Below are 26,035 nucleotides of genomic sequence, written 5' to 3'. Positions count from 1 at the left end.
TGCTTTAGCGGCAAAAACGGCAATGACTTGCCGAGATTGTCGGGTATTGGATTACTATGAGTTAACCCAGCAAGGGATGTGCCAGTTCATTTGAACTTTCACTGGGCAAACGGCTGAAAATTTGTTTTGCTGTCGGGTAGTTATTTTCAATCTAGTGCCACTATGAATAAAACGATGCACCAACGCCGTTCAGGAAAGACCACACCGTTTAATGCCGCCACACCCGACAGTGATGCACAGCGTGACCGTGCCCGGATCATCCATTCATCGGCGTTTCGCCGGCTGCAGTCGAAAACTCAGGTACTGGGTGTCGGCGATAACGATTTTTATCGCACGCGGTTAACGCACTCGATGGAAGTGGCGCAAATCGGTTCTGGAATTTGTGAGCATTTAAAGCAAAAGTACGCAAATAACTTGACCATTTCGCAGCAGATACCCTCATTTTTCCAAATTGAAGCGACATGTTTGGCGCACGACTTAGGGCATCCGCCGTTTGGGCATGGCGGCGAGGTGGCACTGAACTATCACATGTTTGGTTATGGTGGTTTTGAGGGTAATGGGCAGACGCTGCGCATTTTAAGTAAGTTGGGCGAGTACTCGGATAAGCATGGGCTGGATGTGACCCGGCGCACGCTGTTGGGTGTGCTCAAGTATCCGGTGATGCACAGCGAGGTGCAGTCGACCGAGTTAGGCCGTGATGCCCCGTTGCCGGCGTTTAAACCGCCTAAGTCGATTCATGATGACGAAGAAGACGTCATAAACTGGATTTTATCCGAGTTTTCGCCTCAGGATCGCGACACATTTCGGGCAATTGATGATCAATCCGGCAAGCGGCGCGCACAGTTTAAAGCTTTCGACACGTCGATCATGGAGCTGGCAGACGATATTTCTTACGGTGTGCATGATTTAGAGGACGCGTTGGCGCTGGGATTAGTTACCGAGCGACAATGGCGCGAAGATGTATTACAACAGGCGCATGAAGACAGTCCCCTGATAACCGATGGGAAGTTTTATAACGACAAACTGTTCTCGCCGGACAGCCGCGATCGCAAACATGCCATTAGTAAGCTCATTGGCTATTTAGTGCCGCAGATAGTTGTCGAAACACAGCAACAATTTGAGCACCCACAACTGGATTTACAGGCAACGTTGCCTGCCGACGTTGAACATACACTCGAGTTATTGAAGCGGTTTGTTTTCAAGCATGTGATTCGCAGTGCTGATGTAAAAGCTATGGAGTTTAAAGGCCAACGCATCATTATGGCGCTGTTTGAAGCATTGAGTGATGCGCCCGAGCAGTTACTGCAACCATCAACATTGCAAAAGTACCAGCAAGCAACGAATCCAAAACGCGTTATCTGTGACTACATATCGGGCATGACAGACCACTACGCTCGTAAGCAATTCAACCAATTATTTGGTACTGGAGCATAACGGCAATGACCATTTATTGGATGCTGCTTTTGGCTTGGGGCGCTGGTTTGATGGCGTTACTTGGCGGCGTAATTGCTCATATTGAAGGCTCTGCGAATACTACCGGTAAGCGCGAACTCGTACATGGTATTACTGCCTTTGGTGGCGGTATTTTGATGGCCGCTGTGGCGTTTGCGTTGATGCCGGAGGGCATGAAAGAGCTAAACGAGTGGCAGCTCGCATTGATGTTCGCATTAGGCGGGGTGAGTTTTGCGATTGTTGATGCGTATCTTGCAAAACATGGGGGGCATGTCGCCCAATTTATGGCAATGTTGCTGGACTTTTTACCCGAGGCGATATCGTTGGGAGCACTATTCGCTGCAAGTCCCAATACTGCCATTTTGCTGGCGGTGTTTATTGCAGCTCAGAACTTGCCGGAGGGCTTCAACGCCTATCGCGAGTTACGCTTTGCTCAGTTAAAAGCAAAAACAGCGTTGGTTGGTTTATTCGGTGTGTCATTATTTGGTCCGTTGGCTGCTTTGCTTGGCTATATTTGGTTACGCGACGCGCCGGAGGTTACCGCAACCATCATGAGTTTTGCTGCGGGCGGTATTCTTTATTTGGTATTTCAGGATATAGCACCACAAGCGCGGATGCGGCGTCATTGGACACCTTCGCTAGGAGCCGTTTTAGGCTTTATTGTGGGGATGCTGAGTAAGCAGTTATTGGGATAAGCAGGAGGTAAAGCGATGATTAATCCACATCTTCTACGTTGCGTTGCGCTGGCGGAAGAGGCACTTAAAGCAGGTGATGCGCCGTTTGGTTCGGTGTTGGTCGATGAAAACGGTAACGTGTTAAAAGAAGACCGGAATCGTGTGAATAGTGTGGATAGAACCTACCATCCCGAGATTGAGCTGGCGCGTTGGGCGGCTAAAAATCTGACACGAGAGCAGCGCCGAAATACCATCATGTATACTTCTGGTGAGCACTGCCCTATGTGCTCTGCTGCCCATGGTTGGGCTGAGCTAGGTAAAGTAATTTATATTCATTCGACTGAACAGCTGACCCAGTGGCATAAGGAATTTGGTTTAGGAGAGTCTCGTGTGAGTCAGCTTCCGATTAAGGATATCGCACCGGAAGTTGAAGTCGAGGGCCCAGTCGATAACTTACTGCCCCGAATGTATCAACTGCACAAAGCTTATGTAGCAGCCGAGAAAAGTTAGCGGTAAGCCGGGTTTGGTTCGTTCACTGAGCTTTGCCCGTTGCGGGCGAGTCATCAAATTGCTATAACTGCGCGCAAATTTATTAGCCCGAAAATCTTATGAAGCAGTCGTCCGATACCGTTGTTATGGTGCGTCCACACCACTTTAGGTCGAACCCGGAAACATTAGCTGATAACACCTTTCAGTCGGTGTCGCAGGCAAATGATGTGGCGCAAAAAGCCTATGACGAAGTGACTGATGTGGCCAATACGCTGCGGGAGCAAGGCATCACGGTTCATCTGTTTGAGGATGAAACTACTTACACACCGGATTCGGTATTCCCTAATAATTGGTTTAGTACTCATGCGTCTGGTGAATTGGTGCTGTATCCGATGTTTAGTAATAACCGCCGTAAAGAGCGCCGCGCCGACATCATTGAGTTTTTGCAAAGCCACTATAAGTACTCAACTACGCTAGATCTCTCCGGTTTAGAGCAAAAAGAACAGTTCTTAGAGGGAACGGGGGCGATTGTCTTCGACCATCAGGCTAAATTGGCTTATGCGGCGCGTTCTAAACGAATGCACGAAGCAGCGTTGAATTCGCTGTGCGAACGTCTGGGTTACCAGCCCGTGGTTTTTGATGCAAGTAACAGCGCCGGTACGCCGGTTTACCACACCAATGTCATCATGGCGGTGGGTACCGAATTTGTCATGGTGGCACTTGATATGATTGAGGAAAAAGCACGGCAACGCGTTATTACTGCGATTCAGCACAGCGGTAAAGCGTTGATTGATCTGAGTGAAACACAGATCGCGCAGTTTGCTGGTAATACGTTGGAATTAGATTCCAAAAACGGCAAGTTGTTAGCATTATCAACCACGGCTGTCGAAGCGCTGACCAATGAACAAAAAATCCATTTAGCGCAGTGGGTTAAGTTAGTGCCAATGCCAGTCCCCACCATAGAATTAGGCGGTGGCTCCATTCGCTGCATGCTGGCACAGGTGTTCAAGCCAGCATAAACCACTTTTATAAAATTAATTGATAATATTATTTGACTTTATATTTAAAGCGCGTAAAGTGGGCGGCGTTGGATAAGAAACAGTTAGTTAAACACTCCTCTACGTTGCATTATTAGAAGTAATCGTCTCGTCCTGTAGTTTTAAGTTTCACATTTTTTACCCCGCACGATCATCGGCGTCGAGATTGTCTCGGTCCGGTACTTATATATTTTAAAATTTTCAGGATATGATTATGTCTAATTCAGTAAACGGTGTTGTTAAGTGGTTTAACGAAGCAAAAGGTTTTGGTTTCATCGAGCAGCAAGGTGGCGCAGACGTATTTGCTCACTTTAGCGCTATCGTTAGCGATGGTTTTAAAACGCTGACCGAAGGCCAACGCGTTTCTTTCTCAGTAACCCAGGGTCCTAAAGGTCCTCAAGCTGAGAACATCCAAGCGCTGTAATGCGTCTGGACTAGCTTTTAAGTAAGCCAAAATTATGAAGAGCAGCCCACGGGCTGCTTTTTTTGTGTCTGAAATTCATCATAAAACCCTTTAGAATGGTATGACACATTGATACCAGGAGCACAACGTGACGCAAGCTCTGACAACCCTTATCTGTCCGCTCGACGGTACCGCACTGAGCTTACATGAACGCAGTTGGCGCTGTCCCCACGGTCACAGTTTCGATGTGGCAAAGCAGGGCTACGTTAATTTACTGCCGGTACAGAACAAACGGTCGAAAGACCCCGGAGACAGCAAAGCGATGGTGCAGGCGCGCCAGCGTTTTCTGGCGCGGGGGACTTATCAACCGCTGGCGCAGGCGATAGCGGATGCCGTGCTAGAAACTGGCGAGCAGAGCTTGCTGGATGCTGGCTGTGGCGAAGGGTATTACTTACGCCATATTATTGATGGTGCTGAGCAGGTGTCGACGGATGTAACGGTTGCGGCACTGGATATTTCCAAGTGGGCCGTGCAGGCAGCGGCAAAGCAGGACAAGCGTATTAGCTGGCTGGTGGCATCAAATAATTCGATTCCATTGGCTGATCATAGCGTCGATACCCTGTTGTGCGTATTTGGGTTCCCGGTCAGTGCGGAGTTTAAGCGGGTGTTGAAGCCCGGGGGGCGTCTATTGATGGTGGATCCTGCGCCGCAGCATCTCATCGAGTTAAAGCGGATCATTTATCCAGAAGTTAAGACCAAGGCAGACGATTTTCCCGTTAGTTCTGCTGAGTGGGCACTTAGCTCGGAGCAACGGCTGACATTCACCGTAGAATTGATGGATAACGACAGTATCCAGGATTTGTTGATCATGACCCCGCACCTCTACCGTAGTAGTAAAGAAGGTCGTGAACGCGCCGGTCAACTTGATAAGTTGTCGCTGACGGCCGATATCTGGGTCAGAATATTTACCGCCAACTGAGGCCGCCTTACGATGCGCGTTACTCTGCTATCCAGTGTTACTGCTATTGCTCAGAGCGACTGGGATAATTTGGTCGGTCGTTGTTATCCGTTTATGCGTTATGGATTTTTTCTGGCGCTGGAACAGGGCGGAAGTATTGGTCAACAGCGAGGCTGGTTGCCGCAATACGCCGTGGTCTATGATGACTCGAATCGGCTGATCGCAATAATGCCCTGGTTTAAAAAGACCCATTCTTACGGTGAGTATCTGTTTGACTGGGCGTTTGCTGAAGCGTTTGAGCGTTACGGCTTACGCTACTATCCCAAGCTCATCAATGCGATTCCGTTTACGCCGTGTCAGGGGCCGCGATTGGCGGTTGCCAAGGGCATCAATACTGGCGAGATGCTGATGCGTATCGAAGCGGCGTTAGCCAAAGCGCACGATGTCAGCAACATACAATGTTTATACGTTGAGTCGGATTTCAGTGCCGTGCTGGAAGCACAGGGCTGGTGGCAACGGTTTGATATTCAGTTTTTGTGGCAGAATCGAAGTTACCGCTGTTTCGATGACTTTCTGGCAACGCTGGTGTCGCGCAAACGGAAATCGATCCGTAAAGAGCGCCGCCAGGTCACTGAGCAGAATATAGAACTGCGTACATTGCACGGTGAGGAACTGGATGCGGAATTTTGGCAACAGTTGAGTGTGTTTTACCAACGCACCTACCTAAAACGGTCGGGTCACGGAGGTTACCTGACGCCCGCTACATTGCGGCTTTGGGGCGAGCAATTGACACCATACATCGTTGTGTTTGCGGCGTATCAAGATGGCATTCTGGTCGCCGCGTCATTGTGTTTTAAAGGTTCTGATACCCTTTACGGCCGTTACTGGGGCTGCCGACAGGAACTGGAGTTTCTGCATTTTGAAGCCTGTTATTATCAGGGCATCGATTATTGCATCAAACAGGGTCTGCGCTACTTTGATGCCGGCGCACAGGGGGAGCATAAATTGCATCGAGGCTTCGAACCGGTGCTGCGTGAGGGCTTTTATCGCTTCGCGGAATCGCCGTTAAACGACGCGATAGCCGATTACTGTCTGCAAGAGCGCCGTGCTTTGCGTGAGCATTTACACACATTACACGGTTATACGCCTTATAAACAGCCGGATCAGTAAAGAGGCCATACCCACATGATTAACACCAGTGCAACCGCGCACACTAACAGTGACAACGGCAGACCGAGTTTCCAGTAGTCGCTGAAACTGTAACCGCCCGGCCCCATGACGAGAATATTAGACTGATGCCCTATCGGTGTTAAAAACGGCACTGCCGCGCCTATTGCAACGGCCATCAGGAAGGGGTCGATGCTAGCACCAAAGCTGTTGGCCATACTGATCCCAATCGGTGCCATCAGCACCGCAGCAGCGGCATTATTGACGATATTTGAGAGGATCAGAGTGACTAACAGCAGTAAGCCGACGGCAATAAATTCAGGAGAACCATCACTGAGAACCAATACCGCATTGGCGATGGTGTCCGCGGCACCACTGCGCTCTAAAGCGCTCCCCAGAGGTATGGTTGCGCCCAACAACACGATGATGGGCCAATCGATGCTGTCATAAAGCTCGCGCAAGGGCAGGATATTGGTCAGTACCATTAACCCGGCGGCAAGCGAAAAGGCAACCGGAACGGATAATAACCCCAGGGCTGCAGCTACGATGGTACTGACAAAAATACCCAGCGGCAGCAGTAGTTTTTTGCTAGAGCCGATACGCAGGCTCCGTTGTGCCAGCGGAAAGCAGCCAAATCGTTGGAATACGTCGTTCAATGTTTCTGCATCGCCCTGCAGCAACAGGACATCACCGGGTTTAAAGCGGATGTTGGCTAATACCGTGCCGAGCTTTTGTCCCTGCCGGGCGACACCCAGTACGTTAATGCCGTACCGGCTCCGCAGGCGGATGTCGCCGGCAGAGCGGCCAATAAGGCGTGAATCGTGGCCGACAATCCCTTCGAGCACCGTGATGTCATCGGATTTTAAAAAGCGGTCATCGATTTCCTCGTCGGCGTTAAGCTCAAGGCCGGTGCCATCAATGACTTGCTGAATGGTTTCAGCGTTTGCTTCTACAATCAGCACGTCGTCGGCTTTAAGCCGTAAATAACGGGCGGGGGCTGACCAGCGTTGTTCGCCGCGTTGCAGTGCTACAATCACGAAATCGTCTTCGCTGCGGTTTTCCAGCTCGAATAACGTTTCGCCGATAAAACTCGATTTTTCGGGTACGTAAAGCTCGGTCAAATAACTACTGACATCGTATAAGGATTGCGACTTACTGCGTCCGGATTTCGCCGGCACCAGCCATTGACTGAGCAGCCACATGAACAGCAAGCCGGCTACTGCAATGCCGAGCCCTACCGGGGTAAAATCAAAAATACCGAAGGCATCTCCAACGGTGTCGCGGCGGATGTCCGAAATAATAATGTTGGGCGGTGTACCAACCATGGTAATAGCACCGCCGAGCAGCGAGCCAAAAGCCATCGGCATCAGCAATTTAGACGGATTGTTACCACTGTTTTGGGCAAGTTGCAGGGCAACCGGGATCATGATGGCCATGGTGCCGGTGTTGCTGATGAAGGCCGAGCAGACCGTTGTGACAGAGGTTAATGCCACCAGTTGCAGAAACCCATTTGAACCGATGTTTTTCATCCAGCCGGCAAGCGCGTCGACGACGCCGGAGCGCCACAACGCCTGACTGATGATCAAGACGGCGGCCACGGTAATAACGGCCGCGTTACCAAAGCCACTGAATACCTCACTGGTGGGAACCAGACCGAGCACAGCAGCCGTTAATAGCGCCATCATAGCGACCAGATCGTAACGCCACTTATCCAGCACCAATAAAATTAACATAGCGATCAAAATACCGCCGATGAGCCACTGATCCAGCATCTGGTTTTGTTCCTAATGATGTTTAATCGTCAGATTACACAGTTGTTTTACGTTGTACTAGCACCAGAGTTTAACTATACCTAATAGAAACGTTCACAAGAGGAGCGAACGAATGAAACAGCTTACCTGTTCTGCATTATCGACGGCGAGTCTGGCGCTGTTAATGAGTGTGCCAGCGCTAGCGGACGATCACCGTGGTTTGGCAACGGCCGAGATACAAGAATGGAAAGTGCCGTGGGAGGATTCCCGTCCGCGGGATCCTTGGCTGCACGAGGGGACGGTCTGGTTTGTCGGTCAGTCAGGCAATTATGTAGCGACATTGAATCCAGAGTCCGGTGAGTTTAAACGCTATGAAATCCCCGAGGGAGCACACCCGCATACGGTTATCGTTGACGATCGCGGAGCTTGGTATGCCGGCAACCTCGATGAGCACATCGGCCTGGTGAATCCGGAAAACGGTGAGGTAAAGCGTTTCGAGTTGCCGGGAGCCGGTACCAAAGACAGTCACACCATGGACTTCACCCGCGATGGTGATATTTATTTTACGGTACAAAACGGTAATCAGCTCGGCTTTCTCGACACGGAAAGTGAGCAAATTATGCTGTGGGATGTGCCGACTGACAGTGCCCGTCCCTATGGCCTCATTGTCGAGAATGACAAACCCTGGGCAACATTATTCGGTACCAACAAGTTGGCAACCATCGACAAAGGTCAGCTTAAAGAAATCGAACTTGATCGTGAAGACAACCGTCCTCGTCGCCTGGGTATGAGCAGTGACGGCGTAATTTGGTACGTTGATTATAATCAGGGCTACGTTGGGTCGTACGATCCACAAACCGGTGAAAATAACGACTGGCGGGCGCCCGGAGAAATCAATTCACGACCTTATGGGATGGCAATCGACAAACGTGATGACGTATGGTTTGTGGAAACGGGTATGCAACCAAACCGGTTGGTGGGTTTTGATACCGACAGCAAAACGTTCTCCGAGCCAATGCCTATCCCCAGTGGCGGTGGCACCATTCGTCATATGTATTACGATGAAGCCAGCGACGCCATCTGGTTTGGCACGGATGTTGATACGGTAGGGGTCGTTAGGTTAACCCCTTAAACCAGGCGCCGATTACAACGGTAAAATTTCGAGTACGGCGACGTAAGAACCCTGGCGCTGCGTTGCCGGTGCTTTGCCGTTATCGTCCTGGTACTCGGCTTCAAGCCAATACATGCCAGCTTCGTTCACACTGAAGCTAACTTCACCTTTTTTATCGGTGGTCAGTTGAAGTGCGTTGGTTTGGTCACGATAGCGTTCGCCGTCTTTGACCAAAACCAGCGTTGCGTTTGCTGCCGCTTCACCGTCAATGGTGAATCTAAAGGTGATGTTCTCGCCGGTGTATAAGTCGTTAGGGTGGGTTACCGGTTCCAGCTCCAGTCCTTTGCCGGTCGCGCCCAGGGTATCGTAAGTCGGTGCCCCTACCGTCACAAAAGTCTCGACACGACGTGAGCGTTCACTGACTTGTAGCTCTCTGGCATTTTTTGGCACTTCCTTATCGAAGTCCTGGCTGGTTTTTTGCACGCCACGAGGTGGCCAGAATTTTCTCTCACCCTGCTCGTCGAGCCAGCGTGCGGTCAGCCCCGAGCTGGCGGAGTATACGGTGTAGGTGCCTTGCTGCTGGAGTTCCAGATCGAACACCGAGCGGTACTTACCTTTATGGCCGTTCTGTAAACTCAGTTCATTACCATCAGGACCCATAGCGTTTACACGGTCGAGGCCAAGCGGGTAATGATCTGGATAAAAAATGCCGTTGGCAATGGCGGCATCAAAGGTAACCCATTCTGAGTCACCGGATACCACGGTGGCGCTGGGTTTAATCCAAACACGATGAGCCGTGCTGCTGGTGCTGGCGAATAAAGTCAATACCGCCAGGCTGGTGGTTAGCACAGATGATAGTTTCATGTTCAAGGCTCCAAAGTCAGGGTAATACGGCCAAGCTCATGCTCGCCGGAATCAGAAAACTTAAGGGGTTCGGTAAGCGGAAGCTGGAGCGGGATGCGAATCAGTTCCCTCCCGCCAACTTCCCTGGCGGCTTCGATGTAGAGGTAGTAAGTACCGTCGCCGAGTTGTTTAAATGAGCGTGTAAGCGCTGACAGATCAATGCGCTGGATGCCGGGGCGACGAGTAGCTCCGGAAACACCGTCAATCGGCATATCAGTCATACGGCCACTGCGGCGCCACCATTGGCGCAAATCTTTCAGCCATTTCTCGCCTTCTTGGTCAGCCAGTTTGAGATCGTACCAAACCGCAACATCAACGACCCGCTGGTGTCGCTTATCGGCCAGCCAAACGGCGAGGTAGGGAGGGTGATATTCGGCAACCTTTAGTCGCGGTATTTCAACGGTCAGCTCCGCTTGCTTAACTGCTTTGGCGTGAGCCGAACCGATGATGGCAAATAACGGAATCAAGAAGCCGGCCAGGACCAGTGGCCAGGTGGATTTTCGGCCCTTGCTGTATTTTCTCAATAGTAATAACCCCGTAACCGTAAAAATAATGCTCGCAAGTGCAAAGAGATCGATAAACAGGCTCCAGATAGCGCCGGTGTTACGGGCTTTGTGGAGATCATTAAAATAAGCAATCCAGCCGCGGTCGGTACGTTCGCCGTAGACAGCCCCGTTGTCGAGATCAACGCTAAACCAAGCATCACCACCTGGCTTCGGCATGCCAACGTAGAGTTCGTAATCGTTCCACTCGATTTGTGCATTGTTACTGATGGCGGCGCCCGTGATTGATTCAAACCAACGATGAAATGCCGGCGGTAGGTTATCATCGCCTGATGCGTTGGAAAGCTGTGCTAACTCAGCCGGCGGCAGCACGCTTTCAAAGCTTTCCACCGTTGGGCTGGATTCGATCCAGCCCGCGTGGTTGAGCGTAATACCAGTAATTGAAAACAGCAGGATGCCGATGAGGCAGACCGCCGAGCTTATCCAGTGCCAGTCTTTTATTGTCTTCGCGCGCATGTTTAATTTGGGAACAAAACAACTTAGTGTTACTCTATATGAAAACAATTCGCATTTACAATTTAGAGTTTGTGGATGGATTTTTAAGTAACCGTTAAGAGAAGGTGCTATGAGAAGTATTATTTCCGAAACCGTCACTCAAGTACGTCACTGGAATGACACCTTGTTCAGTTTTAAAACTACCCGAAAACCGACGTTTACCTTCGAGAATGGGCAATTCGTGATGATGGGGCTGCAACTTGAGGACAAACCGTTATTGCGTGCCTATAGTATTGCCAGCGCCAATTACGAGGATGAACTGGAATTTTTTAGCATTAAAGTGCCGGATGGTGCGTTAACGTCACGCCTGCAACACATTCAGGTGGGCGATGAGGTGGTGCTGTCGACCCGGCCGACAGGGACGCTGGTGCCCGGTCATTTGTTGCCTGGAAAAAACCTCTATTTACTGGCTACCGGCACGGGGCTGGCGCCTTTTATGAGCGTGATAAAAGATCCGGACATGTATGAGCGATTTGATAAGATCGTGTTGGTTCATGGTGTCCGTTACGTGTCAGAACTGGCCTACCAAAAAGAAATATGTGAGGAGTTACCGAACAACGAATTTTTTGGTGACTGGGTTAAAGAGAAACTGCTTTACTACCCTACCGTAACACGCGAGCCGTTCCGCGATGAGGCGCATCAACAACGTATTACACAACTACTGGAAACCGATACCCTGACGCAACAGCTCGGTCTGCCAGCCATCAACCCGGAGTCTGATCGCTTTATGCTTTGCGGAAACAACGCTATGCTTGAAGATATCATGGCCATATTAGATCGGCGTGGATTCACCAAAGCGACTTCCCGGAAGCAGGGTGACTACGTGATTGAACAGGCTTTTATCGAAAAGTAATCGTACGGAGAGCACCATCAGCTGGCACCAACTGTTAACGGACATACGTGCTTGCCAGCTCTGCGAAAAGCATTTGCCATTGGGTGCGCGGCCGGTTGTGCAGTTTCATCCAGACGCGCGCATTTTGGTTGCAGGGCAAGCGCCCGGACGCCGAGTACACGCGTCCGGAAAACCTTTTGACGACCCGAGCGGGGATCGGTTGAGGGACTGGATGGGTATCGATAAGGACAGTTTTTATGATCCCCGCCAGTTGGCCATCGTCCCCATGGGGTTTTGTTATCCGGGGACCGGTAAATCGGGTGACCTGCCACCGCGAAAAGAATGCGCCGACACTTGGCGGGCCACCATTCTGACAGAGCTTCCTAATATTCAATTGATACTGGCCATTGGTCAATATGCACAACAATGGCATCTAGCAGCACAGGGCCGACAAACACTGACTGAGCGTGTAAAAAACTGGCAAAACACCTTACAGCAGGGCGTATTGCCATTGCCACACCCCAGCCCGCGTAATAATCTGTGGTTGCGAAAGAATCCCTGGTTCGAGGCTGAAGTTGTGCCTGAACTAAAACGGCGTATTGCACAGCTGAGGTAACCCATCATGCGAATTATCTATTCTTATGGCCGCTTAATACTGTTCGTGTTAGGCGTCCTGGCCGGTGTGCAGGTCCCTCATTTTGTCGATCAGTATGGCAAAGCGTTGCAATCTCATTATCTTGAGATACAACAGAATCTGGCACAGTTTCAGCAGGAAGCGGATAAATACTTTGACGGTGACCTGGAAAAGCTGATTGCGTATTACAAGGCATCGGACGACCACGTATTTAAAGACGGTGGTGACAGCATCGACAATATTTATCAGCGTTATCAGCAACTGCAAATTGCTCATAAGAACTTTCAAAGTGGCAGTTTGGCGGCCTATCAACAGACCTTTTTAAGTCCGGTTGGATCGATTCGGCAGGAAGTCAGGCAAAGCTATGATTACGCGATTCGCTTAACACCGGATGCCATAATTACGGCATTAATCATTGGTTTTCTACTGGCTTGTGTCGGCGAACTGTTACTGAGGTTGCTATTGTGGCCAGTTAACCGCAAACCACGAGGAGAACAGCATGGATAAGTTTATGGAAGCTGCGCTGGCAGAGGCCAAAAAGGGCATGGAAACCGGCGGAATACCGATTGGTTCGGTGATTGTGCATGACGGTGAAATCATTGGTCGTGGTCATAACCAGCGAGTGCAGAAAGGCAGTGCAACATTACACGGCGAGATGGATGCGCTGGAAAATGCCGGGCGTCAGCCAGCCGCTGTTTATAAAAACAGCGTGCTGTATACGACGCTTTCGCCCTGCGCTATGTGCACAGGGGCGATTTTGTTGTATGGCATACCTAAGGTTGTCATCGGTGAAAACAAAACCTTTATGGGTGAAGAGGAACTGTTAAAATCCCGTGGCGTTGAAGTTAACGTGTTGCAGGCAGAACCCTGTATTGCGTTGATGGAAAAATTTATACAGCAGTCGCCTCAGCTTTGGCATGAGGATATCGGCTGCGAATAATCTGAGGAGTGGTAATGCCTTACGATTGGGTTGTTTTTGATGCTGATGAAACCCTCTTTACGTTCGATGCACGGCAGGGACTTGAAGCGTTATTCGGCCGCTATGAACTGCCGTTTGACGATGCGACCTTTACCGAATTTAAGCAGGTAAACCAGCCTCTTTGGCAAGGATTTCAACGCGGAGAATTAACCGCAAAAGACATCAAGCAACGGCGCTTTGTGCCGTGGGAACAAAAGCTTGGCAAACCGTCAGAAGCCATTAACACAGAGTTTATGAGCTGTATGGCGACTATTTGTGAAACCATTGAAGGCACTGAGCGGCTGCTTGAGTCACTGCACGGCAAAGCGAAAATGGGGATAATCACAAATGGTTTTGTTGAGCTTCAGCAGGAGCGGTTAGAAAAGACGAAGACCGCTAAGTATTTTGATTTCCTGGTGGTTTCCGAGCAGCTCGGAGTCGCTAAGCCGGATCCTGAAATCTTTCACTATACCCACAAAAACCATATGAGCGAGCAGCCAGCGCCTGAACGTATTTTAATGGTTGGCGATAACCCGCATTCAGACATTTTGGGCGGCCTCAATGCGGGCTGGCATACTTGTTGGTTTAACCGTGACAACAGCCAGTTACCCGAGGATATTCGGCCACACCATACCATTACTCACTTAGACCAGCTGACATCGTTATTAAACGAGCGCTGATATCACAACCAGCGCTTTGTCTTTTGGTGATACTGGGTGTAGTCGCGGCCAAACTTTTCAGCGAGGGCGCGCTCCTCTGGCTTAATCTGAAACTGGTTCATGTAAAACATATAGGCGGGCAAGCCAAACAATGTTGCCATGTTGGCCAGGTACAGACCCCACGCCAGTAACAGTAGGGCAAACCCAAGATACATGGGGTTGCGGGTATAGCGGTAGATACCGGTAGTGACCAGACTATTGGTTTTTGTTGGATCCCGAGGATCCGGTGTGGTGGCAGCGCGTTTGAAACTGATTACCCCGATCAATGGGATGATGACCCCGAGGGCCGCTATGATGGCGATGATCCAGTTGGGTAACGGCTGAAAATGGACCTGTGGGAATAAGGGCGATAGTAGCAACATGATACCGGCGATAAGAATGACGAGTACCACCGGTGGTACTTTAAGTTCGAGCGCTTTCATTATTTAGGAGCTTTTGTGTCGAGCGATGAACTGATTATCAGCCAAACCCAAGCGTGGGTGCAACGGCTGATCGTAAAATACACCATTTGCCCTTTCGCGCGACGCGAACTGGAGCGTCGTTCTGTTCGTTATGTGGTGGACAATGGCGACGACGTTGAGGCGCATCTGGAGCGGGTGGTTAGCGAGTGCCGTATTCTTGATGAACAGCCGGCCGTTGAAACAACCCTACTGATCATACCCGGGCTATCGTCGTTTGCTGACTTTCTCGACGTAATCACCGTTGCCGAACAACTCATGTCAATGAGCGGTTATGATGGCGTGTACCAATTAGCACACTTCCATCCCGATTATTGTTTTGAGGGTGAGCAACAGGACGATCCGGCTAATTACACCAACCGTGCGCCCTATCCTACGCTGCATTTACTCCGTGAAGCCTCAATGGAGGAAGTGCTTAAACAAACCCCCGACCCTGAACAAATTCCGCTGCGGAACATCGAGTTTGCACGGCGTAAAGGCGCGGACTTTTTTGAATGCATACTGGCAGACATTCGTAATTCAGAAGGTTGAATTACAGCACATTATTCAGCGCAATGCCGAGTCCGAAACGAGTTTGCTTGTGGTTGTAGTCAATTAAGCTCTCGCCGTAGCCAGTGAAGACACTGGTGTAGCCGGTAAACTTACCCCATAACGGGAAGGTCCAGCTAAGCTCAGCAGAGCCACGGCCGGTGTCAATAGCGTGTCGCAGTCGTAAAATGTACTCAAAGTCACCGTCATTATAGGCACTGGCAAACTCGTAGTTACCGACGTAATCTTCAATGTTGGGGTTGTCATCGCCCTTAGAATCCAGAGGGTCTTCTTTGGGATCTTCTTGCACTCTAATCCACGGCTTTAACGAAAATACCCAGTCACCCTTTTCGACAACAAACTGCGCATAAATTCGGTTCCAGCTCCGTGACAGCGGCTGGCTACGGCCGTTGGACAGATGCTCTGCTCCTAACACAACGGCGGTATTGGTGCCAAAAGGGTGCCAGCCAGTTGGTGTCGCATAAAAAATTTCCGGCATGTAATTGGTTTCCCGGAAGGGCTTGGAAATATTGTCGGAATAAACCTGCCACCAAGACTGCACGGTGAAGCCAAAAAACAGTTTATCCTTTTCGAACAAGAGACTTTCTTTGTTGAAAGGGACTTTAAAACTGAGTTGGAATTTCGCCTCGTACTCTTCCAGGTTGCTCTCATAGCCATCAACTTCTGCGTATTGAAGACGGTTAATGTTATTGGTGGTCAGCACCGGTAAGATATAGTTACGTCGATGTGGCGTTAGTACGTAAGGATCGAACTCGGTGACCTGTTCACTGCGAATGCGCTGCGTTAATGCGCCAGGTTGTTCTGCAACGGCGTCAACCTCGACCACGTCCTCTGCCGGCTGCTGTTGCTTCAGTGATTCACTGCACCAGGCCTTTATTTCAGCAACGGTGACTTCATCACTGGCGCTTTGTAAGCGATCGATCAGGCACTTTTGCTGGCTGCTGATGTCCTGCGCATGCAGAGGCAAGGATGCGAACGCTGACAATAGCGTTGCCAGCGATGCTGTCTTCGATAACGGCATAGTTGTTTTTTCCTTAACGGCGAAATCAAACCCTGAGAGTTCGGGCGGTGCATAACAGTTATTACTTTATCTTAGTCTGATATCGATCAGTTTACGTAAGATTTACAGAATTTTTATGCTATAATTCAGGATCTTTTCGTCGGTACGGTGTGAGCCGTTCATTACAATAGAGGGGCGGGTTTAATACGTTGCAGTTTATCAAGCAAGCTATCAAATCAAGCGTAAACTTCTTCGACCGGCTACCGCTGTATGCGCGTTTTGGCGTCGCGCTGTTATTCCCCGTTATCGTTATTGTCTGGATTTCTGTTTTCAATATTTTAGAGCTACGCCAATCGGTGGCGCAGTTAAGTCGTTTAACCACAGACCTGAAACTGGTGACCGAAGCAGGTCAGTTGGTCGGTAACCTGCAGCAGGAGCGCGGTTACAGCGTGTTGTCACTCAAAAGCGGCGATCCCAAATTTCAGCAACGCTTGTCGACCAGCCGGCAAGCAAGCTCTCAGCAACTGCAGCAGTTACAGCAGGCTCTAGCTGAAACGCCGGTGGATGATCAACAGAGCGCTATTTATAAGAATCTGGTCGAAATTCTGCGGAGTTTAGCGCGACTGGATGACATCCGCGAGCGGGTGGATAACCGCTCAGTCACTGCCGGACAGATTGTTGGCTACTTTTCCGCTCCGGTTGACCAGTTTAATGCGCAAATCAGTCGCTTATCCCGTGATACCAATGTATCGAGCTTTGCTCGCCAGCTTAATGCGTATTTTATCCTCAACCGTCTGCGGGAGCTGTTGGGTCAGGAACGAGTGCTTATCGGCACCGCGTTGAGTGACGGAAGCATTGAACATCACCAACTACGAGACTTGATTTATTTGACGGGCCGACAACACAGCTTGTTGGTTGGTTTACAAAACCAGACACAATACGCCGATAAGATAAACCTCGTCGCCACATCGACTGATTTAAGAGCAGAGCTGGTTGAGAGTGACCAACCGGCAAGGCTGTTAAGCGAGACGGAATTAGACAATTGGTTTGTGCAGCAGACAAAGCTGATTGAACAAGTGCAGCAAGTGGAAAACCGTATCATCGCCTCGATTCAGCAACAGGCTGGTGATGCTTACGCGAGTGCACACAATGAATTGTGGCGGTACGTGATCATATCGCCGTTGGCGTTGTTCAGTAGCCTATTTTTTGCATGGCTTATCGTGCGTTTTGTGAAACGGCGGATGTTACTGCTGGATAAAGTATTTATGCACAGCCACGACCGCATAACCGTCAGTGACGCCGAGGGTAATATCGTTGACGTTAACCCGGCATTTACCCGCATGACGGGCTACAGCAAAGAGGAAGTGCTTGGCAGAAACCCGCGTTTTCTGCAGTCCGGCCGACAGGACAAAGCGTTTTATAAAGCCATGTGGAACAGCATTATCCGGCACGGTGTCTGGCAAGGGGAACTGTGGAACCGACGCAAGGACGGTGAATTGTATGCCGAACTGTCGTCTATCAGCGCCATTCGCGATAACCATGGGCAAATTCAGAATTTTATTTCGATGTCATCAGATATCACCGAACGGGCGGTCGCGCATCAGCGGGAATTGGAGCATCAGGCCTATCATGATGCACTGACCGGGTTGCCCAATGTGATGTTGGTGCGCGACCGTCTTGAACATGCCCTGAGCCTGGCATCCCGGGGAACCGAAAAAGTTGTTGTCGCATCACTGGATATCGATAACTTTAAACGCATTAATTCGCGCTTTGGCCATGTAATTGGCGATAAAACCATTGAATGTATGGCCAAGCGATTGCGGGCTATGCTACGTGATGGTGATACGTTGGGGCGCGTCAGCGGCGATGAGTTTATCTTCATCATTGAGGGCGAAAAAAACCAGCGTAACATCGCGGATCTACTGGACCGTATTCGTCGGCGCGCATCACAACCAATGTCCATTGATGACCGTGATGTTGTTATTACCGTCAGTCTGGGCGCTACCCAATACCCAGAAGATAACCACGATGCGGATACGTTGATTCGTCATGCTACGCAAGCGTTGCATTTATCCAAGCGCAAAGGCCGGGATCAGGTCAATTGGTTTGACGCTGAGCGAGAGCGGGAGCAGACCCAACTGACCCAACTCATTAAAGATCTAAAAGGTGCGATGCATCAACAGCAGTTGGTGCTTTACTATCAGCCGAAGGTGGACATGAGAACGTGCCGGATCGTCGGTGCCGAAGCGTTACTGCGCTGGCAGCGGGCCGATGGCAGTCTGGTGCCACCGGGTGACTTCCTTCCGCACATCGAAAATCATCCGTTCTCGATTGAAGTGGGTGATTATGTGATTAATCAGGCATTGAGTCAGATTGAAGCCTGGCAGCAGCAGGGTATTGAGCTACCGGTTAGTGTTAACGTCAGTGCTCAGCAATTGCTTGCAGACGGCTTCGTCGAGTCGCTTCAACGCCAGCTAAACCGTTACCCGAAAGTTGCAGCCAGTGCGTTTGAAATTGAAATCCTCGAAAGTGCCGCCATTGGTAAGATTGATGACGCGGCAAAAGTGATTGAGCGTTGTAAAGCACTGGGAGTGAGCGTGTCGCTGGATGACTTTGGCACCGGCTACGCTGCGCTGGATTATCTAAAACGACTGCCTGCTCAGGTGCTTAAGATTGACCAAAGTTTTGTCCGTGACATGCAGCGAGATGATGCTGACATGGCCATCGTTAAAGGTATTATCGGGCTCGCCAGAGCCTTCGGATTCGATGTGATTGCGGAAGGTGTTGAAACCCCGGAACAGGGACGTGTTCTGATTGAACTGGGCTGTTATGTTGGCCAGGGTTACGGCATCGCTCGACCCATGCCAGCCGCTGAGTTACCGCAATGGCTCAATACTTGGAAGTGCCCGGACGGCTGGCACAGTTAATCCTTACAAAGCCTCAGCGGCAGCATAGGCACTCGCCCAAGCCCACTGAAAATTATACCCGCCCAGCCAGCCTGTGACGTCGACGACTTCGCCGATAAAGTAGAGGCCCGGCTGGCACCTACTTTCCATGGTTTTTGAACTGATCTCATCAACGTTGACACCTCCAAGGGTTACTTCAGCCGTGCGATAGCCCTCAGTACCATTGGGTTTTAATGACCAGCTATTGAGATTGTCAGCGATGGTTTCGAAGCGAGCATGGCTGATGTCGGCCAAGCGCTGATTCAGTGGCCAGTCAAATTCGCCGCCCAGTGCGTTGACTAAGCGCTTAGGAAAAACGCTTTGTAATAGTGTGCTCAACTGGACTTTGGGCTGCTCACTTTGCTGATTTTTAAGCCATTCAAACGCATCCATATCAGGCAGCAAGTTGACCGTTACGGCGTCGCCCGGTTGCCAGTAGGAGGAGATTTGCAAAACGGCGGGGCCACTGACACCGCGGTGAGTAAACAAGAGTGCTTCGCGGAAATAGCCGTCGTTTGCGGCGGCAGTAACCGGCACCGAGATGCCCGAGACTTCGCCGAAACGTTGCTTTTGGTCATCCTGTAAGGTGAAAGGAACCAATCCGGCACGGACTGGTATGATGGAATGCCCAAATTGCTCGGCGATCTGATAACCAAGTGGTGTTGCACCCAGTTTTGGCATGGATAAACCGCCACAGGCGACCACTAACTGCTCAGCCTGGTAGTGACCGGCACTGGTTTTAAGCAGGTACTGACCATTATGCTCAACAGCAAGAACCTCAGTTCTTAGCTGCACTCTTGCACCGTACTGGTCGCATTCTGCCAGTAGCATTTTGACAATATCTTTGGCACTGTCGTCGCAAAACAACTGCCCCAGTGTTTTCTCATGATATGAGATCTGATGTTTGTCGACGAGCGCTATAAAATCCCACTGGGTGTAACGGCTAAGTGCCGATTTACAAAAATGGGGGTTACTCGACAGATAGTTCTCCGGGCTGGCATAGAGGTTGGTAAAGTTACAGCGCCCTCCACCTGAGATAAGAATCTTTTTTCCGGCTTGCTTGGCATGGTCGATGACCAGTACTCGCTTGCCACGACGAGCCGCGTTGGCGGCGCAGTGAAGACCCGCTGCGCCGGCACCGATGATCAAGGTATCATATTGCTGTGGAGAAGGCTGTGTCATGCCGGGACGGTACCTTTTATTATGCGGTTAGTTTATCCAGTACGTATTCGGCTTTACTGACTTCAAACTGTTTTTCGTCCTCTACGAACAGGTGCTCGACAATACCGTCTTCAACCACCATGGCGTAGCGTTTTGAGCGAATACCGCCAAAGGCACCGGTATCATTAGCCAACCCTAAGGCTTCGCTGTAGGCGCCATTACCGTCCGATAATAACCGAACTTTATCTCCGATCCCCAGTGCGTCGCCCCAGGCTTTCATCACAAAAGCATCATTAACTGAAATGCAATTAATGCTCTGTACCCCTTTATTTTTAAAGGCATCAGCTAGTTCAACGTAGCCAGGCAAGTGCTTCTCCGAACAGGTCGGAGTAAATGCGCCGGGTACGGCAAAAATAATATGACGCCCTTTGGCAAAAATTTCGCGCGGGTCATAGTGTTGAATGCCCAGATCGCCTTTACTGGTCAGTGCGCCTGTCGGAAGTTGATCGTTCTCTTTAATCATGACTCGAATCCTTGGTTTATATAAATATCGAAGCGATGCTTTTTACTCGATAACTGCTGGTTTGGTTCAATACCGGCTAAGAAAGGAGCGGACGCCGGACGCTTAACCACCACTCGGTATCGCGCGACGGCCAGTGCAGGTTGCAGGAGTTCATCGGCATCTTCATCGCTACCCACCAGCTGCTGAAACATTTGCATGTCTTTTTTAACCTGCGCTTTACGTTTGCCGGTTTTGGGGTACATCGGATCAAGGTACACCACATCGGCGGTGCCGCCCTGAACCTGGTTAATGTGAGTGGCTGCCAACAGGGTCATGCGGCGCGCGGCTTCGGCGATACTGTCGGTTTGCTGTTGGGCACGGAGCAAACCGTCGGCGAGCAAAGCGCGTACGCTGGGGTGGCGTTCAATTAACTGCACCTGACAGCCAAATCCGGCCAGAACCATGGCGTCACGGGCAAGTCCGGCCGTGGCATCGATAACTGAAGGCTTACGCTTGCCGGTAACACCCAGCGCTTTGGCGATGGCTTCTGACTTTAGTGACGTATGCAGCGCTCGATAAGCACTTTTACCTTGATGGAAATCGATCCGTAATGGCTGCAGTTTCGGCTCGGTTAACCACACTAAAGCGAGTCCGTCGTCGGTTTGTCGTAGTTCGAACTCGCTGCTCATTAACGTTCCATATCGATGTGCGGAATGTCGTCTTCCAGGTATTCTTCGCTGATGGCTTTAAAACCAAAGCTTTGGTAAAACGTCAGCAAGTAAGTCTGTGCACCGATCCGAATGGGCGTTCCGGGAGCTCGTTGCTCTAGGTAGTCGACCGCGCGAGTCATCAGCTCGCGGCCAAGCCCAGAACGCCGCACAGACTGGGCGGTAAGTACACGGCCAATACGGGCATAAGACTGTTGCTCGGAGGCCTGAAAGATACGCGCATAGGCAACCATCTCGCCGGTTTCGTTACGGGCGAATAAATGCTCCGCATGACTGTCTGCGCCATCCGCATCAAGGTAAGGACAAGTCTGTTCGACAACAAAGACCTCTTGGCGCAGTTGCAATATCTGGTAAAGCTGATTGAGGGATAGCTCGTCAAATTTACGTAAAAACCAATTCATGTGCCCACTTTCTTAATTTTTCTGGATAAAGGAATAACCTGCCCCCGTTTTGCCGTTAAGGTCGAGGGGTATAATGCCAACAGCTCTTTCACCGGTTTTCTGCCGTCGGCTTTTTGGCTAATACTGCGTGATACCGACAGTTCACTAATGGAAGCGGGTTGATAAAGAGCCCGGGTTAATGGCGTGTCGTGGTTACTTATTAGTACAGGTATTTGCCTTTTACAAGCTGCCCGAAGCGCATGCCTGGCAAGCTCACTCTGATCATCTAAACCGAAGCCTCCGGTGGTATAACTGGTAAAGTTTGATGCTTGTACAAGTGGCGCATAGGGTGGATCGCAATATATCACATCACCCCGTCGGGCGCGTCGGAAAACATGTTCGAATGAACAGCAGATAAATTTAGCGCGCTTGGCCTTTTCGGCAAAAAACTCAAGTTCAGCTTCTGGAAAGTAAGGCTTGCGGTAATCACCGAACGGCACATTAAAAATGCCTTTGCTGTTATAGCGACACAAACCGTTGTAGCCATGTCGATTCATGTAAAGGAACAATAATGAACGCACATAGGGGTCGGTGCTGGCATTAAATTGCGCCCGCAGCGAATAGTACGCATCACTCTCGTTATTACGGCTAACGAACAGTTTGCGCGCATCCTCGATAAAGGTTTTCGGGCGTCGTTTCACAAATTGATACAGCGTGATCAAATCTGCATTGATATCATTGAGCAGATAGCTGTCGTAGTCAGTGTTCAAAAACACTGAGCCGGCACCGACGAAGGGTTCGATGAGCTTTTTTCCGTGCGGTAATTGGTTTTTAATGGGTTCTATCAGCGAATACTTGCCGCCCGCCCATTTTAAAAAAGCCCTGTTCTTCTTCATTGACCGGCCTTTGGTGGATCTTACCGCTAGTGTACCCGAAAGGCCGGATGATGAAAATTACTCTTGTCCTGGCTGGTTGATTTCTGCCTGCATGGCGGCAAAAGACTTAGCCCAGGGCTCCATCTGTTGAACAGCTTCAGGTAACTGGGCAACACCTGCGCGAGCCTGTTGCAACGAGTCAAAATTGCCGTAACTGATTACGAAGCGGCCGTCGTTACGCTGATAAACCTCGGTGATCTCGGCGAGCTGGTAGTCGCTACGAAATTCTCCCAGCAGCGCTTCGGTGCTGATCACGGCAATTTGGAGGCCGAAACGTTGTGGATCGCGAGCGGCAATGTCATCCGTCTGATAGGGTAGTTTCGGGGTTGCGACCGGAGCTTCAGCCTCGTTGGGCTGAGCAACCGGCTGTTGCTTAATCAATGCCACGTCTAATTCGCGCGGATCGTTCTCTGCCGCAGCAACACGGTTAAGATCACTCAGTGCATCGCGATAGGATATGGCCAAATCAGCCGGCATTAACTCCAGCGTCTGCTGGGTTAAGGGTTCAAACTTAGGTAACTCTGGCCGTTCTGCTTCTGGTTGAGGTTCTGCCGCCGTTTGTTGCTCGACGGGCTGCTGTGGCTCCGGCTCTGAAGCGGTTTGTGCCTGCCACCAGTCAAGCAATGGTTGACGGTTTAAATAGGCGCCCATAACCAAGCTTAACGCCAGTGCGCAAGCGATGATGTAGCGTAATTTAATGGAACGGCCGCCGGTCGGTGCGTTGTCGCTCAGCGTAACGTCATCTTCGGAGATAGAATCATCATGCTCTTGTGGCTCCGCGGGGGCGTCTTTGTAGCGTTGAGCTTGAGTCGCCAATGCCAGTTGTAACCGCTGTTGAATTTCTCCAGGATAGCCGTTGATGGTGCTAAGGAACTGTTGAATTCGGTCAAGGCTCCAAAGACGTTTTAGGCGGTCCGGCAGCAGTGCTTGCACAAGACGTACCTGTTCGTCTTTACTGAGAGGCTGAATTTCCAACATCACCGGCCCCTGCAAACGCAGATGAGGGGCGGGTTTTTGCTGGTAAGCCCAACGGCTGTCAGCCGCAATGATGATGCTAACGCGCTGGCCGATGGCGGACAACTGACTGACGGTCGCGACGCACTCCGCCAGGAATGAATCGGGCAGTTGCTGGCCATTATCAATCACGATAACGGCGTGACGTAGTGGTTGCTGGCGCTGAATCTGACGGCTCAGTGTTTCGTCGCTTAAACTGATGGTACCAAAGAGTTGGTTCAGTATTTGCGCCCGCAATCGGTCGACGGTCGAACGCTCGTTAGCGGTAACAAAGGCGCACTCTGCATAGTCAGATGCTTGTTCCAGAAACAACTCTGCAATGGTGGTTTTGCCGTAGCCGTCACCACCGTGCAACATAATGAGCGCGTCATTTTGCTGACACTGCTGATGCAGTTGATCGATGATTTGTTGTTGACTGTTTTTTACTTTTACCGGCGCTGCGACGATGTGTTGTTGAGCCATTGCGTGCATAACTGTGTTCCTGTTTGATGCGTTTTTAGCAACATTCAGTGATCACAGCCGCTACCGTCTTTGAATCAATATCTTTTACCACTTCGGCCGAGCCAATGCCGGTTGGTAAGATAAAGTGCAGTTTTCCGTCTTTGACTTTTTTATCCCGTTGCATGTAGTCAAGCCATTGTGACCATGGCATTTGCGGCCCCTTAACGGGCAACCCTAACGCATCGAGTAACGCATAAATTCGACGGAAATCTGACGCAGACAGTCGCTGTGTCACTTCCGCTAATTTAGATGCAATAACAGTGCCAGCTGCAACACCCTCGCCATGCGTCCACTCACCGTAGTTTGTCGCTGCTTCAATGGCATGGCCAAAGGTGTGACCCAAATTCAGCAACGCGCGAATGCCGGCCTCGCGTTCATCAGCTGCGACCACTTTCGCTTTAATGTCACACGAACGTTCAATCGCATGAATCAAGGCATGGGTGTTTCGCTGTTTCAGTTCGGTGGCATGGTCTTCTAGCCATTGAAAGAATGCAGCGTCATAGATGATGCCGTACTTGACCACTTCGGCAAGCCCGCTGAGGTAGTCTCTTTCCGTCAACGTTTGTAGGCATTCTGTATCAATCAGAACGGCCTGTGGTTGATAAAAGGCGCCAATAAGATTTTTTCCCCGAGGGTGGTTTACCGCTGTTTTGCCGCCGACAGAAGAGTCAACTTGCGCCAACAGCGTGGTCGGAACCTGGAAGAAATCAACGCCGCGTTGGAAAGTAGCGGCAACGAAACCGGCCAAATCACCGACGACTCCGCCACCAAGCGCTAAAATAGCGCAATCACGGTTAAAACCGCGAGCTATCAAACGATCCATGACTTCGGTGTAAACCGCGAGGCTTTTGTATTGTTCGCCATCGGGCATTTCGAACACCTCGACCTGATGGTCGGCAAGTTGTTCCAGCACAGGCGCTAAATAAAACGAAGCTACGGTAGGATTGGTAATGATCAAGACCTGGTGTCTGAGGCCTGTTAATTTTTGCTTGAGCAGTGTTAGGAAGCCTGCTCCGATATGAATAGGGTAGCTGCGCTCGTCCAGTTCAACGGTTACTTGTGCCATCGCGCAGCTCCTTGTATTAATTTAGCCTAACCCATTAACACCGAGTTTTTCGATAATTTCATTGACCACCACTTTCGCACTCTGCTCGTCGGTACGAACGGTTATGTCGGCAATTTCCTCGTACAGAGGGTTACGGACTTCAGCGAGCTCTTCCAGCACTTTGCGCGGGTCATCGGCCTCGGCAATCAGAGGACGGCGCTTGTCGCGTTGTGTCCGAGCCAGTTGTTTGTCGATGGTCGTTTCCAGATACACAACCACACCACGAGCAGATAAGCGGTTGCGACTTTCTTTGCTCATGATTGAACCGCCACCGGTCGCCAGCACGATCCCCATGTGTTCGGTGAGGTCTTCAATGACTTTTTCTTCTCTGGCACGAAAGCCTTCTTCGCCTTCCAGCTCAAATACCCAGCTGATGTCTGCACCCGTCCGGCGCTCAATTTCTGTGTCAGAATCGTAGAAGTCTAAATGGAGTTGTCTGGCAATTTGACGACCAATAGTACTTTTGCCGGCACCCATAGGGCCGACAAGAAAAATATTACGTTTCTCAGCCATATTCCTGCTTACATCACTGTTTAAATTAGCTGTAACTCACGAATCCGGAGTGTCTAGAGACGTCCCCCAACCCAACGAAAAGAAGCGCGATTATCGCA

27 protein-coding genes and 1 pseudogene are annotated in these 26,035 nt (G+C 50.5%); 15 read left to right on the top strand and 13 right to left on the bottom strand.

Going from position 1 to position 26,035, the window contains the following annotated elements; all coding sequences use genetic code 11:
* Positions 1–162 precede the first annotated feature (162 nt).
* The 7 genes from C5610_RS13090 (at position 163) to C5610_RS13060 (ending at position 6,183) form a co-directional block, all read left to right on the top strand.
* Entirely contained in the window at positions 163–1,434 is a 1,272-nt protein-coding gene (locus tag C5610_RS13090; protein ID WP_262339894.1) for an anti-phage deoxyguanosine triphosphatase, read from the top strand.
* A gap of 5 nt (positions 1,435–1,439) precedes the next feature.
* Complete coding sequence (locus C5610_RS13085) at positions 1,440–2,147, top strand: ZIP family metal transporter (RefSeq protein WP_105307557.1); 708 nt, start codon at positions 1,440–1,442, stop codon at positions 2,145–2,147.
* Positions 2,148–2,162: 15 nt separating this feature from the next.
* Positions 2,163–2,636, top strand: a complete 474-nt coding sequence (locus tag C5610_RS13080; RefSeq protein ID WP_105307556.1) for a nucleoside deaminase — start codon at positions 2,163–2,165, stop codon at positions 2,634–2,636.
* 98 nt (positions 2,637–2,734) lie between these two features.
* Positions 2,735–3,634, top strand: coding sequence for a citrulline utilization hydrolase CtlX (gene ctlX, locus C5610_RS13075; protein ID WP_262339893.1), 900 nt, complete (start codon positions 2,735–2,737; stop codon positions 3,632–3,634).
* 232 nt (positions 3,635–3,866) lie between these two features.
* Positions 3,867–4,076 (top strand): cold-shock protein, encoded by a 210-nt coding sequence (locus tag C5610_RS13070; protein WP_105307555.1) that lies wholly within the window; start codon positions 3,867–3,869, stop codon positions 4,074–4,076.
* 127 nt (positions 4,077–4,203) lie between these two features.
* Positions 4,204–5,034, top strand: coding sequence for a putative RNA methyltransferase (locus C5610_RS13065; protein ID WP_105307554.1), 831 nt, complete (start codon positions 4,204–4,206; stop codon positions 5,032–5,034).
* 12 nt (positions 5,035–5,046) lie between these two features.
* Entirely contained in the window at positions 5,047–6,183 is a 1,137-nt protein-coding gene (locus C5610_RS13060) for a GNAT family N-acetyltransferase (protein ID WP_105307553.1), read from the top strand.
* Here C5610_RS13060 and C5610_RS13055 read toward each other — a convergent pair.
* Positions 6,177–7,952 carry an SLC13 family permease gene (locus C5610_RS13055; protein WP_105307552.1) on the bottom strand — a complete coding sequence of 592 codons (1,776 nt, stop codon included), beginning with the start codon at positions 7,950–7,952 and terminating at the stop codon, positions 6,177–6,179. The genes C5610_RS13060 and C5610_RS13055 overlap by 7 nt on opposite strands.
* A gap of 112 nt (positions 7,953–8,064) precedes the next feature.
* On the opposite strand from C5610_RS13055, the gene C5610_RS13050 reads away from it, so the two are divergent.
* A complete protein-coding gene (locus C5610_RS13050) occupies positions 8,065–9,063 on the top strand; it encodes a lyase (RefSeq protein ID WP_105307551.1) in 999 nt (332 codons plus the stop codon).
* A 12-nt stretch (positions 9,064–9,075) separates the two neighbouring features.
* Here the strand turns inward: C5610_RS13050 and C5610_RS13045 are convergent, their stop codons facing one another.
* Positions 9,076–9,906, bottom strand: a complete 831-nt coding sequence (locus C5610_RS13045) for a DUF4198 domain-containing protein (RefSeq protein WP_105307550.1) — start codon at positions 9,904–9,906, stop codon at positions 9,076–9,078.
* 2 nt (positions 9,907–9,908) lie between these two features.
* Complete coding sequence (locus tag C5610_RS13040; RefSeq protein ID WP_105307549.1) at positions 9,909–10,964, bottom strand: PepSY-associated TM helix domain-containing protein; 1,056 nt, start codon at positions 10,962–10,964, stop codon at positions 9,909–9,911.
* A 109-nt stretch (positions 10,965–11,073) separates the two neighbouring features.
* Between C5610_RS13040 and C5610_RS13035 the strand changes: the two genes are divergently transcribed.
* The 5 genes from C5610_RS13035 to yjjG are packed head-to-tail and all read left to right on the top strand — an operon-like array spanning position 11,074 to position 14,107.
* Positions 11,074–11,856, top strand: coding sequence for a ferredoxin--NADP reductase (locus tag C5610_RS13035; RefSeq protein WP_105307548.1), 783 nt, complete (start codon positions 11,074–11,076; stop codon positions 11,854–11,856).
* Positions 11,857–11,872: 16 nt separating this feature from the next.
* Positions 11,873–12,451: a uracil-DNA glycosylase family protein gene (locus C5610_RS13030; RefSeq protein ID WP_105307833.1), complete on the top strand. Its 579-nt coding sequence runs from the start codon at positions 11,873–11,875 to the stop codon at positions 12,449–12,451.
* Between the two features lie 6 nt (positions 12,452–12,457).
* Positions 12,458–12,976, top strand: a complete 519-nt coding sequence (locus C5610_RS13025) for a DUF2937 family protein (protein ID WP_105307547.1) — start codon at positions 12,458–12,460, stop codon at positions 12,974–12,976.
* Positions 12,969–13,409: a nucleoside deaminase gene (locus C5610_RS13020; protein ID WP_105307546.1), complete on the top strand. Its 441-nt coding sequence runs from the start codon at positions 12,969–12,971 to the stop codon at positions 13,407–13,409. The genes C5610_RS13025 and C5610_RS13020 overlap by 8 nt, the downstream gene beginning before the upstream one ends.
* A 14-nt stretch (positions 13,410–13,423) precedes the next feature.
* A complete protein-coding gene (yjjG, locus tag C5610_RS13015; protein WP_105307545.1) occupies positions 13,424–14,107 on the top strand; it encodes a pyrimidine 5'-nucleotidase in 684 nt (227 codons plus the stop codon).
* A 2-nt stretch (positions 14,108–14,109) separates the two neighbouring features.
* On the opposite strand, the gene C5610_RS13010 is transcribed toward yjjG, so the two are convergent.
* On the bottom strand, positions 14,110–14,568 hold the full coding sequence (locus C5610_RS13010; RefSeq protein WP_105307544.1) for a methyltransferase family protein: 459 nt from the start codon (positions 14,566–14,568) through the stop codon (positions 14,110–14,112).
* Positions 14,569–14,583: 15 nt separating this feature from the next.
* Between C5610_RS13010 and C5610_RS13005 the strand changes: the two genes are divergently transcribed.
* On the top strand, positions 14,584–15,135 hold the full coding sequence (locus C5610_RS13005) for a DUF1415 domain-containing protein (protein WP_105307543.1): 552 nt from the start codon (positions 14,584–14,586) through the stop codon (positions 15,133–15,135).
* 1 nt (position 15,136) lies between these two features.
* Here the strand turns inward: C5610_RS13005 and C5610_RS13000 are convergent, their stop codons facing one another.
* On the bottom strand, positions 15,137–16,174 hold the full coding sequence (locus tag C5610_RS13000; RefSeq protein ID WP_105307542.1) for a phospholipase A: 1,038 nt from the start codon (positions 16,172–16,174) through the stop codon (positions 15,137–15,139).
* Between the two features lie 188 nt (positions 16,175–16,362).
* Between C5610_RS13000 and C5610_RS12995 the strand changes: the two genes are divergently transcribed.
* Positions 16,363–19,080 (top strand): EAL domain-containing protein, encoded by a 2,718-nt coding sequence (locus tag C5610_RS12995; protein WP_105307541.1) that lies wholly within the window; start codon positions 16,363–16,365, stop codon positions 19,078–19,080.
* A 3-nt stretch (positions 19,081–19,083) separates the two neighbouring features.
* On the opposite strand, the gene C5610_RS12990 is transcribed toward C5610_RS12995, so the two are convergent.
* The 8 genes and pseudogenes from C5610_RS12990 to aroK form a co-directional block, all read right to left on the bottom strand.
* On the bottom strand, positions 19,084–20,280 hold the full coding sequence (locus C5610_RS12990; protein ID WP_105307540.1) for an NAD(P)/FAD-dependent oxidoreductase: 1,197 nt from the start codon (positions 20,278–20,280) through the stop codon (positions 19,084–19,086).
* 19 nt (positions 20,281–20,299) lie between these two features.
* A complete protein-coding gene (locus C5610_RS12985; protein ID WP_126820395.1) occupies positions 20,300–20,782 on the bottom strand; it encodes a peroxiredoxin in 483 nt (160 codons plus the stop codon).
* Positions 20,779–21,471, bottom strand: a pseudogene (locus tag C5610_RS12980) (class I SAM-dependent methyltransferase); the annotation flags it as partial. The pseudogene C5610_RS12980 and the gene C5610_RS12985, both read right to left, overlap by 4 nt.
* Complete coding sequence (locus C5610_RS12975) at positions 21,450–21,890, bottom strand: GNAT family N-acetyltransferase (protein WP_105307537.1); 441 nt, start codon at positions 21,888–21,890, stop codon at positions 21,450–21,452. The gene C5610_RS12975 and the pseudogene C5610_RS12980, both read right to left, overlap by 22 nt.
* Positions 21,887–22,765 carry a Dam family site-specific DNA-(adenine-N6)-methyltransferase gene (locus tag C5610_RS12970; protein WP_105307536.1) on the bottom strand — a complete coding sequence of 293 codons (879 nt, stop codon included), beginning with the start codon at positions 22,763–22,765 and terminating at the stop codon, positions 21,887–21,889. The genes C5610_RS12975 and C5610_RS12970 overlap by 4 nt, the downstream gene beginning before the upstream one ends.
* 57 nt (positions 22,766–22,822) lie before the next feature.
* Positions 22,823–24,289: an SPOR domain-containing protein gene (locus C5610_RS12965; RefSeq protein ID WP_105307535.1), complete on the bottom strand. Its 1,467-nt coding sequence runs from the start codon at positions 24,287–24,289 to the stop codon at positions 22,823–22,825.
* A gap of 25 nt (positions 24,290–24,314) precedes the next feature.
* On the bottom strand, positions 24,315–25,385 hold the full coding sequence (gene aroB, locus C5610_RS12960; protein WP_105307534.1) for a 3-dehydroquinate synthase: 1,071 nt from the start codon (positions 25,383–25,385) through the stop codon (positions 24,315–24,317).
* Between the two features lie 21 nt (positions 25,386–25,406).
* Positions 25,407–25,937: a shikimate kinase AroK gene (gene aroK / locus C5610_RS12955; RefSeq protein ID WP_105307533.1), complete on the bottom strand. Its 531-nt coding sequence runs from the start codon at positions 25,935–25,937 to the stop codon at positions 25,407–25,409.
* Between the last annotated feature and the right edge of the window lie 98 nt (positions 25,938–26,035).

The sequence above is a fragment of the Idiomarina sp. OT37-5b genome (assembly GCF_002968395.1).
Lineage (GTDB): Bacteria > Pseudomonadota > Gammaproteobacteria > Enterobacterales > Alteromonadaceae > Idiomarina > Idiomarina aquatica.
Note: the sequence above shows the minus strand (reverse complement) of the source record. Positions and strands in the feature narration are given on the sequence as shown.